This window comes from Martinezella miluonensis, assembly GCF_900094545.1.
GTDB lineage: Bacteria > Pseudomonadota > Alphaproteobacteria > Rhizobiales > Rhizobiaceae > Rhizobium > Rhizobium miluonense.
The window spans coordinates 1-14363 of record NZ_FMAH01000051.1; the positions used below are offsets into that span (position 1 = coordinate 1).

11 protein-coding genes and 1 pseudogene are annotated in these 14363 nt (G+C 58.5%); 4 read left to right on the top strand and 8 right to left on the bottom strand.

Going from position 1 to position 14363, the window contains the following annotated elements:
• Positions 1–949: pseudogene (locus tag GA0061102_RS27965) on the bottom strand (IS3 family transposase); the annotation flags it as partial.
• A 229-nt stretch (positions 950–1178) separates the two neighbouring features.
• On the opposite strand from GA0061102_RS27965, the gene GA0061102_RS32735 reads away from it, so the two are divergent.
• Positions 1179–1451, top strand: coding sequence for a hypothetical protein (locus GA0061102_RS32735; protein WP_139115114.1), 273 nt, complete (start codon positions 1179–1181; stop codon positions 1449–1451).
• Here GA0061102_RS32735 and GA0061102_RS27975 read toward each other — a convergent pair.
• The 7 genes from GA0061102_RS27975 to tssH all read right to left on the bottom strand — a co-directional run bounded on the left by GA0061102_RS27975 (position 1448) and on the right by tssH (position 10855).
• Complete coding sequence (locus tag GA0061102_RS27975) at positions 1448–1918, bottom strand: SMI1/KNR4 family protein (RefSeq protein ID WP_092855309.1); 471 nt, start codon at positions 1916–1918, stop codon at positions 1448–1450. The two genes, GA0061102_RS32735 and GA0061102_RS27975, sit on opposite strands and share 4 nt — an antisense overlap.
• Positions 1919–1927: 9 nt before the next feature.
• A complete protein-coding gene (locus tag GA0061102_RS27980) occupies positions 1928–3508 on the bottom strand; it encodes a PAAR-like domain-containing protein (protein ID WP_092855311.1) in 1581 nt (526 codons plus the stop codon).
• The gene (locus GA0061102_RS27985; protein ID WP_092855313.1) at positions 3508–4569 is read right to left on the bottom strand and encodes a DUF2169 family type VI secretion system accessory protein; all 1062 of its coding nucleotides are present in this window, start codon (positions 4567–4569) and stop codon (positions 3508–3510) included. The genes GA0061102_RS27980 and GA0061102_RS27985 overlap by 1 nt, the downstream gene beginning before the upstream one ends.
• Positions 4570–4575: 6 nt before the next feature.
• Complete coding sequence (gene tssI / locus GA0061102_RS27990; RefSeq protein ID WP_092855315.1) at positions 4576–6900, bottom strand: type VI secretion system tip protein TssI/VgrG; 2325 nt, start codon at positions 6898–6900, stop codon at positions 4576–4578.
• 7 nt (positions 6901–6907) lie between these two features.
• Positions 6908–7456 carry a hypothetical protein gene (locus tag GA0061102_RS27995; protein WP_092855317.1) on the bottom strand — a complete coding sequence of 183 codons (549 nt, stop codon included), beginning with the start codon at positions 7454–7456 and terminating at the stop codon, positions 6908–6910.
• Between the two features lie 117 nt (positions 7457–7573).
• Positions 7574–8050 (bottom strand): Hcp family type VI secretion system effector, encoded by a 477-nt coding sequence (locus tag GA0061102_RS28000; RefSeq protein WP_034477906.1) that lies wholly within the window; start codon positions 8048–8050, stop codon positions 7574–7576.
• A 63-nt stretch (positions 8051–8113) separates the two neighbouring features.
• Positions 8114–10855 carry a type VI secretion system ATPase TssH gene (gene tssH / locus GA0061102_RS28005; RefSeq protein ID WP_092855319.1) on the bottom strand — a complete coding sequence of 914 codons (2742 nt, stop codon included), beginning with the start codon at positions 10853–10855 and terminating at the stop codon, positions 8114–8116.
• A 228-nt stretch (positions 10856–11083) separates the two neighbouring features.
• Here tssH and tssA point away from each other — a divergent pair, with 228 nt between their 5' ends.
• The 3 genes from tssA (at position 11084) to tssC (ending at position 14338) form a co-directional block, all read left to right on the top strand.
• The gene (gene tssA, locus GA0061102_RS28010; RefSeq protein WP_092855321.1) at positions 11084–12130 is read left to right on the top strand and encodes a type VI secretion system protein TssA; all 1047 of its coding nucleotides are present in this window, start codon (positions 11084–11086) and stop codon (positions 12128–12130) included.
• 104 nt (positions 12131–12234) lie between these two features.
• The gene (gene tssB / locus GA0061102_RS28015) at positions 12235–12747 is read left to right on the top strand and encodes a type VI secretion system contractile sheath small subunit (RefSeq protein ID WP_092855323.1); all 513 of its coding nucleotides are present in this window, start codon (positions 12235–12237) and stop codon (positions 12745–12747) included.
• A 112-nt stretch (positions 12748–12859) separates the two neighbouring features.
• Positions 12860–14338 carry a type VI secretion system contractile sheath large subunit gene (gene tssC, locus GA0061102_RS28020; RefSeq protein ID WP_092855325.1) on the top strand — a complete coding sequence of 493 codons (1479 nt, stop codon included), beginning with the start codon at positions 12860–12862 and terminating at the stop codon, positions 14336–14338.
• Positions 14339–14363: the final 25 nt, after the last annotated feature.

The window sequence follows — 14363 nt, forward strand, 5'->3', positions numbered from 1 at the left end:
GACATAGCCATTCTGCATCGGCTTTCCTGGCGCGATGTAGTGCCATTCGACCTTGTGATCTTTCGACCAGGCGAGGATGGCATTCGACGTGAGTTCGGTGCCGTTGTCGGAGACAATCATTTTTGGCTTACAGCGTCGTTCAATCAGCGTCGTCAGTTCTCGAGCAACACGTCGACCGGAGATAGATGTGTCCGGGATTGCCGCCAGGCATTCGCGCGTCACATCATCGACAATGTTGAGAACGCGGAAGCGTCTGCCGCAGGCAAACTGATCATGGACGAAATCCAGCGATCCCCTTGCCCGGCAGGCGTTGCTTACAACGCCGAGAGGGAGCGGGCATTGGCCTTCGCTTCAACCAGGATCGGCGCACGCGTGCCGACCGCACGCCGCCGTGCTTTCCGCTTGCGAACCGAAAGACCTTCCTCGCGATAGAGCCGGTAGATGCGATTGACCCCGGACGCTTCTCCATCCCGACGAAGCAGGATGAACAGCCGTCGGTATCCGAAACGCCGACGCTCATTGGCGAGGTCACGCAGTTTCGCCCGCAATTCTATCTCCGGCGGTCGACTTGACCGATAACGGATCGTCGTGCGGTCGGCAGATATGATCTGGCAGGCCCGTCGCTCCGAGAGACCCATCACGGCCTTCAGATGCGCAACGGCGTCACGCTTGGCGGCAGGCCCTACCATTTTTTTGAAAGAAGCTCGCGAAGTGCGGCTGCATCCAGCATCTGCTCAGCCAGCAGTTTCTTTAGCCTGGCATTCTCGTCTTCAAGCGCCTTCAGACGCTTCGCCTCGGAGACTTCCATCCCACCATATTTGGCTTTCCAATTGTAAAACGTTGCTTCTGAAATCCCGTGCTTGCGGCAAAGATCAGCGGCCTTTGCGCCTGCCTCCTGCTCCTTCAGTACCGCAATGATCTGCTCTTCTGTAAATCTCTGCTTCTTCATTCGTCCGTCCTCAATGGCCGGACTCTAATTCATTCTGGAGGAAATTCTCAGTGGCAGGTCATCATCACAATAATGTCCTCGTTTGAGCACGACTTCGGCGGCACCGCTTGGCAATGGCCGCTCCCTCGTTCTTCCCGGTGCCGCAAAGCTGGTCTTGGAGCCAACCTGGGCTGTGGCCAGGGAAGCAGCAAGCGCCTTGCATTCCGGAGGACAGTCCGGAATTTCTTGAATGACGCTGAGACTCTCAGCCAGAATAAGCCCCATCGGAGCAATCCCAGGCACAGGGTTTGCAAGGTCCGAGAATCGCTGCCGCAAGACACCGTGCAAGCCATCGCTGTTAATTTTGCGAGGTTTTGACCCTAACGGTGATTTTACGCTGATCCGTCTGGATGAATTTAACGCCTTGAAAAGGTCGGGCTTCGAATTTCTGGTCGGGTCAACGCGACGCGAAAAGCTTGGTCAAATTACCACGCAAATCAACAACCTCAAATTTCAGCGCTAGATCCGCTTACTAACCTCGTCCAAGAAGAACGTGCCAAAACTATCTGCCAGGCGTTCACCCGGATTTGCGACGCTGGTGGCCGGAGTCCATTCAACGACAGGGTACTCGTCTTCCGAGCTCACGACAGAACCATCCAGACAGAAAATGGGACCGTAACCACTGCTCATGATCGTGATATGGGTCTTGGGGTAGCCGGCAAGTTTGCGATCCTCCAAAGTCCGCCAAATCATACTAGGGACCGAACTGCCCGGTATCTTGTTCGCAACGATCCCATAGAATTCGGCATCTTCAAAAGAACCAACGCCCAACGTCGTAAGAAACCTGCGATAGCTAGGAGGAATTCGAACGCCCAGCATCTGTTCTGCCGCGTCGACATTATCGTCCGGTGCCGGACCGAAAAAATCAGAACTCGACGGATTGGCTTGTACGGTCGCAAGTGCACTTTCAAAATCAGTTATCGCTGTCATTCCGCGCTCCTAAAAATCCTTTGCTCTCGTCCGCCAGTAATCGGACTTCCATTGATTGAAGGGGCCTCTGTCCATAGATGGCGGTGCACTACTGTATCTGTGCCAATTGCCAGCACTATCCCGATACATCTTATCATATTGATTTGAATACATATGTAGTACGCGATCATTCTCAGAATGAAAAGTACTCTTCACTTCAGCCATCGCACCCGGCTCATCTTGAGTTAGATGATGCAGGTTAATTTCTTTTCCATCATCGCCAAGGGGTGCGAGCCCTTTTTCCATACGTTGCTTATTAGTCCTGCCCAAATCATCAACCCTGTTCGGATCAATTAAGTCATCGCGTTGATAGACTCTTCGACCATTGACATCTTTTCTCACCCACCGACTAAGGCGAGTGCTGCGTGCGCCTTCCCCGCCGTTTTCAACCGCCCTCCCGACATTGGCTCCTTCTTCGACAATGCCATCGCCGACTTTGGCCGTCTTAGCGATCGTCCCAGCCTTGCCGATCCCGACGGCAATTGTACCTGCACCGCCGCCAACAGCCTGGGTCATTCCGACGACATTCTCAACGGTCTGCGCTGTCTGAGGCGATCCTCCAAGTGCAGTTGTTATTTGCCCGGCGGCCTGGGCGATCGCAGTTGTTTGAGTTTCCCCCGTCCACAGCTGCTTTAGGCCGGTTGAGAAATTGTCGTAGCCGTTGACCGCGAGTGCGGCCCCTCCAATCATGGCAGGAACACCCGGCGCGGCTCCGACGCCGGTAGCAGACGCCGCGCCGCCGACACCGGCTAGACCGGCGCCCGCGACACTCTCCGCAGCACCACCTATGGCCTGCAGCCCGCCCATGCCGCGTGTTATGACGCGACCGTGACTCTCATCAAACTCATGAATGGCCTGCCCGGCGTCATGAAACTTCTCGCCAGTCCAATCCCAAGCCTTTTCGTACCAAGCCCGGTCGTCCTTGTCCTTGCCGTCGGGTGCCTTATTTGCATCGGTCGACTGAACATAGACATATTCACCGTCGGTATTGCCGTTATTCAATGTGCAACGATCATTGTGGCGTTGAACCCAAACACCGTTTGCTCGCACTATTGTCGAGGATGTAACCGGCTCGACGACATCACCAACCGTGCCGGATTTGCATCCCAATCCCACGCCGGGTTCATCGCCGTAGCAGCGTGAAAACTTCGAGTCCTGGCGCTTGATAGCCATACCATTCGAACGAACGTCTAGCGAATAATTCAGATCATCCGAGGCTTTGCCCCAAGACATGTAGGGAACCGGCTTATCCGGTGATTTGCATACGTCCGGCGACAGGCAGACGGCGATTGCCTTGCTATCGTCAGGAATGAGCTCGGGCGGGGCGGGATCGGCAGCAGTGGGACGTGGTTGCTCCGCCGCCTTGGTAGCCTCCTTCTTGGGAGGCGGCCAAGGTCCATCATATTTGAGCAAGGGATTGCTGCCATCCGGCGTCTTAGTAAGCAACGTGCCAGACATCGGCGGACCGATGATTTTGGTGTCTGCAGGGAGCCCGTAATGAGCAGCGAAATCCCCGTCATAGATCGGGTCGGGAAATTGCCTCTCGCCCATTAAGCCACTCCCAGAGTGGAACTTGCAAAATCAAGGCGCGGCAATCCACGGCGCTCCGGCCAAGGAAAGCCAGCCCGCCAGGTCAGGAAAACGCGCCCCACACCGGGCCGCATGTCGAAATGAACGCCGTCGAGCACCATGAGGCCCTGCGCTGGGCCTATACCCCGATCAATTTCGATCTGAAGACGAACGCCAGGGAGGCAGCCGTGGAGCATTCCTAACCCCGGCAGTAGGTGATTCAGCTCGAAGGTTTCATCTCCCTGCAGCCAAGGGTTTGCCACCAGGTCCGGATGCGCTGCTTGCCAGAAGGAGAAATCGAAGTCGCGGGGAAGGAGCGGATGCCTTTCGTTCAGCCAAGCGTCGTCGTAGGTCCCGGCTTTCCGTATCCGATCCTCCCAGAATGGCGAAAGCGGACCAAGACCTGCAGGCGCCGGCCTGTCGCCGACAGAGCGGACTGGTTCGTCCGCATCCTCGATCTGCGGTGCCGGCCATTCCGGTCTTTCACGGAACTGGTCCTGACCGACAAGCCCGATCCCGAGCGGGTTCCGTTCGAATACCTCGCCGCTCTCGATCCTGCCACCGAAGGCAAATCGCCAGTCGATGGGCACGTAGGTCGCCGGCTTTCCAGTGGTCAGCTCCCAACCGTCAAGCGCGTCTTCTTTTTCCCTGTCGATTAGTCCGCGCCACGTCTTGCGGGTCTTCGCCCGCCAGACACGCGGCCCATGAACGCGCAGCCGCTTTTGAACAGGTCCAACTCTCAGACCGCAGGTCCAGGATGGCGCCGCGATACCATCAGGCGCAAAGGCAGCGCCGATAAAGGTTACATCCGTACCCGGTTTGAATGGCGCCAGATCCGTGCAAGCCATCTGAGGCGTCTCGTGCGGATTGCCGTCATAGACATCCGACATGACCAACGGTTGCTGGATGTCAGCCACGACAAGCGGACCGCCGTTCGCGAGCTTGAACGTCCCTCTGGCGACAACGACCCCCAGCAAATCGCCCGCGAGGTTGTATTGCCGGAAGGCAAGCGCCGCAAACGGTGTGCGATTGTCAACCGACATGGCGCCTCAGCCCTGCGCCGTCGTGTCTGACGATGTCGGCGAAGCCTCGGCAAAGCCGCCTCCCGGCTTGTTGAGATCGACGACCTTGCCGTTGATCTGCGTCGGCCCGGATGCGGTGAAGTTGAAATGTGTCCCCAGAATGATAACGGTGCCGTCCTGGCGCATGATGAATTTAGAGGCGCCGCATTCGATGACGAACTCGTCGCCCACGATCACTTTCTTGAACTTTCCGACCTTTTCGAGGGAGGTTTGGCCGACATGCGTGACCTTGCTTACACCGATCTGTTCTGCTCTTGCGATGCCGATAGTGTCTGATTTGAACGACCCGACAACCGTGTTCATGATGCCGGGAAGAGGAAAAAGGCCGCCAGCCGCCTCGCCCAGGCCGCTGCCAGAACCGGAAAGGTTCGTTCCGGCGTCTGCTCTCGGATTTGGCCCGGAGACCACGCCTTCGCGGCTGCCAAGTCCCCCCAATCCAAGGAAACCGAGGGCTGAAGATGCGATCGTGCCCGCGAACGCGGCAAGCCCCTCGCCGCCTCCGCCGGCGATCTGGCCTGCCTGGGAGAGCAATCCGGCCGTCTGTCCCGAAAGCCCCTGCACCGTCCCCATCAGCGCCATCGCCATCGGCCCCGTGCCGCCAACGACAGTATTTACCGACCCACCAATCTCATGCTTCTGGTTGCCGCTCACCTCCACGGCGCGGTTACCGCCGATGGAGGCGACCTCGTGGCGGTCGACGCGTTTGGTGCGGTCGTTGCGGATGCGCGTCGTCTGGTCCTTCTGCGCGTGGAAGAACATGTTTTCGCGGCCAGCATCGTCTTCGAAGGTCATTTCGTTGAAACCTGTACCCTTATGGGTATTGGAGCGCATGACCATGCGGGTCTTGTTGCCGGGTAGGTCGTAGGGCACGCCATTGCTTGGGTTCGGCACCACGCCTGTTACCAATGGACGATCCGGGTCGCCGTCGATGAAGGCGACCATGACTTCCATGCCGATGCGGGGGATGACCTGGCCGCCCCAGGTGCCACCGGCCCAGCTTTGGGCGACACGCACCCAGCACGTATCCGACCCATCCTTCTTGGCGCGGCGATCCCAGGGATACCAGAGCTTGATGCGGCCATACTGGTCGGGATGGATTTCCTCTCCTGGGGGCCCAGCGACGATTGCGACCTGCGTGCCGCGAATGCGTGGCCGCTCGGTGCTGCGATGCGGCGTCATCGGCACGCGCGATGGCATAGCCTCGAATTCGTTGGAGTATTCCGGCTGATCGGTGTTGGTTTCGTAGGATGGATCGACCGCGGAATGGGTCGCACGCACGATGACGTGCTCTTCGTAGACATGGTCAGGATGAGCTATTTCGTAAGGCGTGAAACGGCGGCCGGCCTCAAGGATACGCGATGTCGATTGGCCGACGACGCGATTGTGGTCGGCTTCACTTGCCTGCATGCGCAGCTTCTGCGCCCTTTCCGCCTCCGCGACGGATGAGATGCGGGCTGGGTATTCATAGAGTTCGCGTTTCATCGCTCCCGGCATCTGTACCAGCGAAGGCGTGGTCGTGCCCGGCACCATCTGTGGCGTCTCAAAATTCCAGTCGGCGCCGGCCCGCTGCCCGGGGATGTAGGCGTAGTGCTTCATCCATTCGTTGATATGGTTGCGGTCCGTCGAGCCCTGGGCAAGACGTACCCTGCCCTCACCCTGGGCGGAGGGAGACGGCCCCGCCCAGGAATTGGCGCCGTCGGCAAGGTGCAGCCGATGGCTGCCTTCCTCATGGGAAAACCAGTAGAAAAGCCCATCTTCCTCGAAGCGGCGAGTAAGATAGTCCAGATCCGTTTCGTTCCATTGCACCGAATAGTGCTGCGGCGGAGGCGCCGTCACGACGCCGGAAACATCTGGAGCGGGAATCCCGTGTTCGGAAAAGAGCGTCTCGACGATATCGATGCTGGTCTTGTCCATCCATATGCGGCAGTCCGACCGCTGCGACAAAAGCCACATTTGCGGCTTCAGCACCATCGAATAGGAGCGCAGGCCGCGCGTGATCGGAGGGCCTTCCTGAAGGGAGGTTACAAGAGCGTTGAAGGGGCGGCGAACGCCGTCGTTCCCGTCCTCGGCCTGCTGAACCTCCAATGAAATATCGACCAGGCGACCGATCAGCTCCTCCGGCTTGATGACTTCGCGCTTGGCGCGCACGGAAAGCCGGATGTCGAAGAGCGAAGACACACCTTCGGTGATTGTCACTCGCTCCGGCAGGAGCTGATCCGTGCCAAGCGGCGAGACGACCCGAAGATTTCGGGTCGCCTGGATGAAATCATTGGCCGAAGGCTGGTCGTTCATCGGCGCCTTATCCTACCAGTGAACTTGTCGAGCCAGTCTTGCCGGTGCTGCCGACCGCCTGACTGCGGCCGCCGACGAGATAGGCGATCTGGTACAAGGTACCATTCGGCACCGTTTCGCGTATGCTGGGACCATAGAGCACTTCCGGCGTCAGGATCTTGCCAATGTCGGCGCGCGAAACGACCGTACCTAGCAAATAGGCACCTCGGACCATATACGTCCGGACCTGGCCATCAGTTACCGTATAGTTGAACTGAGCCACGAAGACCGAATGATGATTGATGTCCATCTCCCGGATGATGTGGGGCTCGTTGTTTCGCAGCCACACCTTTAGCCAGTGCGTCAACGACATCTCATTCGCTTTTTCCATAACTGATTGGAGACCAGATGCGAAAGCGCCCGCGGCCTGGTTGCGAGCGGCTAATTCGCGCGGGCCGCTCGGCCACAAGAAGTAATCATAGGAAGGACCGCGCCCTGCGCGCCGCATCGGCGGAAGGTCGGTCTGCTTCACCGGCTCCATTTGCAGCGCCGGTGACGAAACGGAAAAATCTACCATGGCGACCTCGATGAGAAACGTTGTAGAAAACGTGCAGATAGCCGCCACAGCGGCGATCTGGCATCGAACACGGTTCCGGCGCGCCTAACTGCAACGCGCCGGAAAACAGTGTTATCCTCAGGCAGCCTTGGTCGTTGCCAGATCGTAAGAGGCGATCATCGGCGACTGCGGCGCTTGCGAGTCGTCGTAAGGCGTGTACTTCACTTCCATCTTGGTGAAGTTGAGCTTGATCGTCTCGACCGGACGGTCGCCGTTAGAGTCGACCGAATAGCTCGCGATCAGCGTGTTGGTGAGCGTGTATTCGATATAGGTATCGCCCGGATTGCCGGTCGTAACCAGGTGGATGACCGCCTGCTTGCCGGTGCGGCCCGAGCATGCTTCCTGGAACAGCTTGGTCGACGAGGAATCGCTGACCTTCGTCAGGATGACTTCCGAAACGGTAGGCTCGGAAGCTTCGCGGTTCGCTGCGGAACCGGCCGACGTCTTCATGTTGCGCGAGACGTTCCAGTGGATGACTTCAATGTCCATCCACTTCTTGTGCTGCTCGTGAGTGGCGTCGCCCTGAATTCCGTCGATTTGCAGATAAATCGGCATGCTCTCAACTCTCCTGTTGGGATTGAATTCGCCTTGTCGCTGCAAGGCGGTTTACCTTTCCGTCTAATGCCGCATCCGGGCGTTGTGTTCGTCCGGGGCTGCTTCATTCGCCGTGCCATGTTGGTTGAGGCCGGAGAATTCATTGCCGTCCACCGGCCTCTCAGCGATGAGGAACCGGTGATCGTGAAAACTAATAGTAATGCCGGCGACCTTGCGTCCCTCGGCGACAGCGTTGAGGAAGAAGGTCGACAATTCGGGCAGAAGATCGCGCCCGATCATGGCTTCGATGGCGCGCGCGCCCATTTCGCTCGCCTTGGCGCGGCCGACCAATGCTTCGCGGGCCTCCGAAGCGAGCGAAATAGTTGTCCCATATGAGGCTACGACGCGGTCACGTATACGGCCGATCTGGATATCGACGATACCGCTCAGCGTCTCGCCGTTCAGCGGCATGAACGGCAAAACGGTCGTGCGGCCGATGAAGGCGGGCTTGAAGTGCTTATGCAATTCGGGAAGCAGCAATGCTTCCAGCGCTTCGCCCTCGGGCACCGTCTCCGGATCGGCCGCCAGCGCCGCCAGCAGCTCGGAGCCAGTATTGGCGGTCATGACGATGGTCGTGTTTTTGAAGTCGATGTCGCGGCCTTCGCCGTCGCGCAGCGTTCCCTTGTCGAAGACCTGGTAGAATACTTCCTGAACGCCGGGATGCGCCTTATCGATCTCGTCCAGCAGCAGGACGCCGTAGGGGCGGCGGCGGACTGCCTCGGTCAAGACGCCACCCTCGCCATAGCCGACATAGCCGGGCGGAGATCCGAGCAGCAGGGAAACCTTATGCTCCTCCTTGAACTCGGACATGTTGATGGTCGTCAGATATTGGCTACCGCCATAGAGAAGATCCGCAAGAGAAAGCGCTGTCTCGGTTTTACCGGTTCCCGACATGCCGATAAGCAGGAAGACGGCAGGTGGGCGGCGCGGATCGGAAAGGCCGGCGCGAGCAGACCGCATGGCGGCTGAAATTCGCGCGATCGCGGCATCCTGGCCCAAAATACGCTCTTTGAGCCTTGTGTCGAGCGTCTTGACAGTTTCCACCTGATCCGACAGCAGCTTGCCGACCGGAATACCGGTCCAGCGCGCGACGATGCCGGCGATCACGTCCTTGTCGACGACGCGAGGAACCAAAGGCGTCTCTCCAGCAACGTCGGCAAGGTTGCGCTCGGCTTGCGCCAATGCCGCGCGGGCGGCCTCGGAGGAGCCGCCCGGGGGAAACAGCGCGACATTGTCGGCTCGCGCGTGCCCCCCCTCATCGGCTTGCTGCGTGCCGCCGTCACCTAAAGATGCTTCAATTCGGTCAGCCTCTTTCGAGAGACGGATTTCGGCATCGAACTTGGCCTGCAGACGCCCTATTTCGGTTAGTACTTCGCACTTTTCGTTCTCGATGATTGCTAGGCGCGCGGCAAGTTCCGGTGTTGGCGGCTCCGCAGAAAGCGCTTCAGCTTCAGCTGAAAGCATTTCCCGCTCGTTGTGCAATCCTTTCAATGCCTCCGGCACAGTCTGCCGGGCAAGAGACACGGCGGCGGCGGCAGTATCGATCAGGCCGATCGCCTTATCCGGGAGCTGCCGTGCCGGGATATAGCGGGCCGAAAGGCGAACGGCGGCTGCCAATGCCTCGTCGCGAATGCGTACCCTGTGATGTTTCTTGAAGCTACCGACGACACCGCGCAACATGCGTATCGCAGTTTCCTCGTCGGGCTCCAGCACCTGAACGACCTGGAAGCGCCGCGTCAGTGCAGCGTCCTTCTCGATATAGCGCTTGTATTCACTCCAGGTCGTTGCCGCGATCGTTCTCAGTTCGCCGCGCGCAAGCGCCGGCTTCAATATGTTTGCGGCATCGCCGTGTCCGGCCTGGCCACCGGCACCGATCAGGCCATGCGCCTCGTCGATGAACAGGATAATCGGCTGCGCGGAGGTTCGCACCGCCGCTACCACGCCGTGCAGACGCCGCTCGAACTCGCCTTTCACACCGGCACCCGCCTGTAACAGGCTGAGATCGAGGAGGAGTATTCGCACCGGCTTCAACATGTCCGGCACGCGGCCGGCAGCAATCTCCAGCGCAAGCGCCTCGGCGACGGCCGTCTTGCCGACGCCGGCCTCGCCGACCAGGATCGGATTGTTCTGACGACGACGCATCAGAATGTCGATGACCTGGCGCAGTTCGCGGTCACGTCCAATGACCGGATCGATGCGTCCAAGCTTTGCATCCGCCGTCATGTCGCGAGTGTAAAGGCGCAGAAACTCATTCTCACCGGCGCTGGAGACGGCCTCGGAATCCTGCAGGCCCGAAGCCGCTTCGCGGGGAGTTGCCGAATTCAACCGCTTTTCGAGCGCATTGCGATCGAGGCTGCGCAACGAGGGAGCCATGCCACGCGCCATGATCCGCAACGATTGGTCATCGGTGAGCGCCGTCAGAAGATCCGCCAGCACGATGCCGGTGCGGCCGCATTGAAGCGAGGCGACGAGCCAGGCCTCACGCATCAGCGACAGCAGATTTTGGGAGAGCACCAGCGCAGAGCCATCGCCCACCGGCAGCTCGCCAATGGCGCTATCGAGCTCTGTGCGGAGCACCTCGGATGACACGCTAAGTTCTTCAAAGAAGGAGCAAACTTCCGACACATCCAGCAACGCGGCTATCCAATGTGCGACATCGACATTTGCATGCCGACCGCGGGCTGCACGCGACGCTGCAGCCTCGAGACCGACGCGTAAAGCAGGCTCAAGCGTTCTGATCAGACGGTTGAGGTCGATATTCGACACTTTGAAATTTCCTCCTCTGGTTTTGGATCGAGTACACCCTCCATACCGCGGCAACAACTAGGGCGGTTATCTGCGAGCGTCCAGAAGGAAAGCAAAAAAAATTTGCAACTTCGAAATTCGATATTGTCACAAACCCGTTACAGAATAGACATGGTTGACAAAGGAATAGATCATCCTAACTATCACGCCTTCAAGCGATGTAGTTCATAAATTGGAGCCAATCCCCTGTTGAACATTTGCGACATCGAAATTCCATTTGAAGAAAACGCTCCGTGCGGAGAAGATATCCGAACAAATACTTCCATGGTTGAAATATACTATAGAATAAAGGATGCAAGAAACCAGGCTCGCGCTGCGGAGCGAGGTATATCACCAGGTGAAAATATTAGTCTTTCACCTCTCTGGTTAGATGTTAGCAATCTTGGATTGCAGATTATTTCTTCAAAAAGTAAGGACCTCGAAGTATTAGCATGGTTGGCTGAGGCGGAGTTACGTCTGCGCGGCTTCGAGGGGTTAAGGGATGTCTACCTGGCCATCGCGTCGCTTTTGGACAAGCATTGGGAGAAATTTCATTCCGTCGGGGCTGATGATGTCGATGAACGCCTCGCCCCACTCTCGGGTCTCAATGGTGTCGGCGGCGAAGGAACCATCATTCAGGCAATCAGGCTGTCGCCGCTCATTCCGGCAAAGAAATTCGGCCAGTTTTCGCTCTGGGATTTCCAGCTGTCGCAGCGTCCTAACGAGGTGAAGCGGCGTGACGAACTGAGCCAAGCCGCCCTTGAGGCCGGCACGGCCGCCATGAGTTCGCATCTCAACATGGTCAATGGCTGCCTTGCAGCCTTTGAGCGGCTGGTGTCTGTTCTGAACGAGCGCTGCGGGCCGATGGCGCCGCCGAGCTCCAATACCCACAACGTCCTGCAAGAGGCGGCCGTGGCCCTTCGCGCTCTTACAGGCATCGAATCCTCGGCGACCGAAGCCCAGGCCGAGCCACAAAAGCAGGAAGGCTCGGGCGAGCAGACGCAAAGCCGCCTGCGGCCCTTGAATGCGGAACAGATCGGCTCGCGCGAGGAGGCGTTCGAGCTGTTGCTTGCCGTCGCGCGCTACTTCCGCCGCAGCGAACCGCACTCCCCGATTTCCATGGCGATCGAGACGATGGTCAGGCGCGGCCGCATGGATTTCACAGAACTATTGGCCGAATTGCTGCCCGAGCAGCAGGTCCGCAATGCCGTTCTGACGGCAGCGGGCATTCAGCCGAAATCGAACAAAAGTGGGTAAAAAACACAAGCTGCAGCCTGAAGTTTTGCAACCAGCCCTTTCCAAAGCCGAGTTGCGCCACATGTGAAAAGCGAATTTGCCGCTGGCATTGAAGGAGAAGTTTTATGGCGAGTGTTCACGAAAAGCTCGAGCGAGTGCGCAAGCCGAGGGTCCACATCAAGTATGAGGTGGAGACAGAAGGCGCCATGGTCGTCAAGGAATTGCCCTTTGTCGTGGGCGTGCTCGGCGATTTCTCAGGCAATCCGACCCAACCGCTGAAACCGTTCGGCGAGCGCAAGTTCGTTCAGATCGATCGCGACAATTTCGACGATGTCATGCGCCGCATGACGCCGGGCCTCAACATTTCGGTCGAAAATACACTGGAAGGCGACGGCTCACAGCTTCCCGTCTCGCTGAAATTCGAAAGCATGCAGGATTTCGAACCTGGTTCCATCGTCGATCAAGTGCCGGCCTTGAAGGCGCTTCTCGATGCCCGCAACCAGCTTCGTGACCTCATGAGCAAAGCGGATCGGTCAGAAGAGCTGGAGCGGCTGCTCGAGGATATCCTGCAGAACAAGACTGATCTCTCGAAGCTGATGTCTGAGCTCGGATTGGCCGAAAAGCCTGCCGCGAGCTGATCGTCGTTGGCGATCTGCACATGCCGGTCGCCCAATCCCGTTTCAAGCAGCCGATAGCGGCGGGCCTCAAGCTTCACCACTATCGCCTGCAATTTTCCGCGAGGATCGAAAAATGAGCGCTGAAAGCCAACTGAAGACCAAAGAGGCCGAATTTGCGCCTGAGGAAAATCTGCTATCGCAGATCGTGGCTGCAACCCGCCAAACCGAACCAGACCGTGCCCAGGACCTGCTAAGGACGCTGACCGACCAAGCGCTCAAGGGCACCGTCACTTATGATCGCAACCTGACGATCACGCTCAACAAGGCAATTGCCGAGCTTGATCGGAAAATCTCCCGTCAGCTTGCCGCGATCATGCAGTCCGCGGAATTCGCTAGGCTCGAGGGAACCTGGCGCGGCCTGCACTACCTGGTCAAGAACAGTGAGACCAGCGTCAATCTGAAGATCCGCGTACTGAACGCATCGAAGCGCGATGTCTCCAAGGATCTGGCGAAGGCCGTGGAATTCGACCAGTCGCGGCTCTTCAAGTCGATCTATGAAGACGAGTTCGGCACGCCCGGCGGTGAGCCCATGGGCGCCCTGATTGGCGACTACGAGTTCGACAACTCTTTCGAAGATGTGCAGACGCTGCAGGGGATTTCGTCGATCGCAGCGGCAGCCTTTGCGCCGTTCATTTCGGCCGCCAGCCCGCGCATGTTCGGCTTTGACGACTACCGCGAGCTTGCTCGTCCGCGCGATCTCGAAAAGATCTTCGAAACGGTCGAATATGCAAAATGGCGCAGCCTGCGCGACAGTGAAGATTCGCGCTTCGTCACGCTAGCCTTGCCGCGCGTCCTTGCCCGCATGCCATATGGCCCGAAGACCAATCCGATCGACGACTTCGCTTTCGACGAAACCGAACATTCGAAGACCGGCGAGCTCGATCATAACTCCTACTGCTGGATGAACGCGGCCTATGTGATGGGAACGCGGCTAACGGACGCTTTTGCCCAGAACGGTTGGTGCACGGCGATCCGCGGCGCCGAAAACGGCGGCAAGGTGGAAAATCTGCCGATGCACATCTTCTCGAGCGACGATGGCGACCTTGACCTCAAGTGCCCGACCGAAGTCGGCATCACCGACCGTCGTGACGCCGAGCTCGGCAAGCTCGGTTTCCTACCGCTCTGCCATTACAAGAACACCGATTATGCCGTGTTCTTCGGCGCCCAGACGACCCATAAGCCGAAGGTCTATGACAAGCCGGAGGCAACCGCCAATGCGGCCGTATCCGCACGCCTGCCCTACATGATGGCCACCTCGCGCTTCGCGCACTACCTGAAGGTCATGGGCCGCGACAAGATCGGTTCCTTCATGGAAGCGCAGGATTGCGAAAACTGGCTCAACCGCTGGATCGCCAACTACGTCAACGCCAACGACAATGCCGGCGAGGAATCGCGTGCCAAATATCCGCTGCGCGATGCGAAGGTGACGGTCCAGGAGGTTCCAGGCAAGCCCGGCTCTTACAATGCGGTTGCATGGATGCGACCCTGGTTGCAGATGGAAGAGCTGACCACTTCGCTCAGAATGGTCGCCCGTATCCCGACCAAGAACTAGGAGAGGCGGCGCGGCGATCATCTCG

Bases quoted from the DNA above. Each gene is read 5' to 3' on its own strand.
- GA0061102_RS32735 (WP_139115114.1), top strand. From the start codon at position 1,179: ATGACGCTGAGACTCTCAGCCAGAATAAGCCCCATCGGAGCAATCCCA.
- GA0061102_RS27975 (WP_092855309.1), bottom strand. From the start codon at position 1,918: ATGACAGCGATAACTGATTTTGAAAGTGCACTTGCGACCGTACAAGCC.
- GA0061102_RS27980 (WP_092855311.1), bottom strand. From the start codon at position 3,508: ATGGGCGAGAGGCAATTTCCCGACCCGATCTATGACGGGGATTTCGCT.
- GA0061102_RS27985 (WP_092855313.1), bottom strand. From the start codon at position 4,569: ATGTCGGTTGACAATCGCACACCGTTTGCGGCGCTTGCCTTCCGGCAA.
- tssI (WP_092855315.1), bottom strand. From the start codon at position 6,900: ATGAACGACCAGCCTTCGGCCAATGATTTCATCCAGGCGACCCGAAAT.
- GA0061102_RS27995 (WP_092855317.1), bottom strand. From the start codon at position 7,456: ATGGTAGATTTTTCCGTTTCGTCACCGGCGCTGCAAATGGAGCCGGTG.
- GA0061102_RS28000 (WP_034477906.1), bottom strand. From the start codon at position 8,050: ATGCCGATTTATCTGCAAATCGACGGAATTCAGGGCGACGCCACTCAC.
- tssB (WP_092855323.1), top strand. From the start codon at position 12,235: ATGGCGAGTGTTCACGAAAAGCTCGAGCGAGTGCGCAAGCCGAGGGTC.
- tssC (WP_092855325.1), top strand. From the start codon at position 12,860: ATGAGCGCTGAAAGCCAACTGAAGACCAAAGAGGCCGAATTTGCGCCT.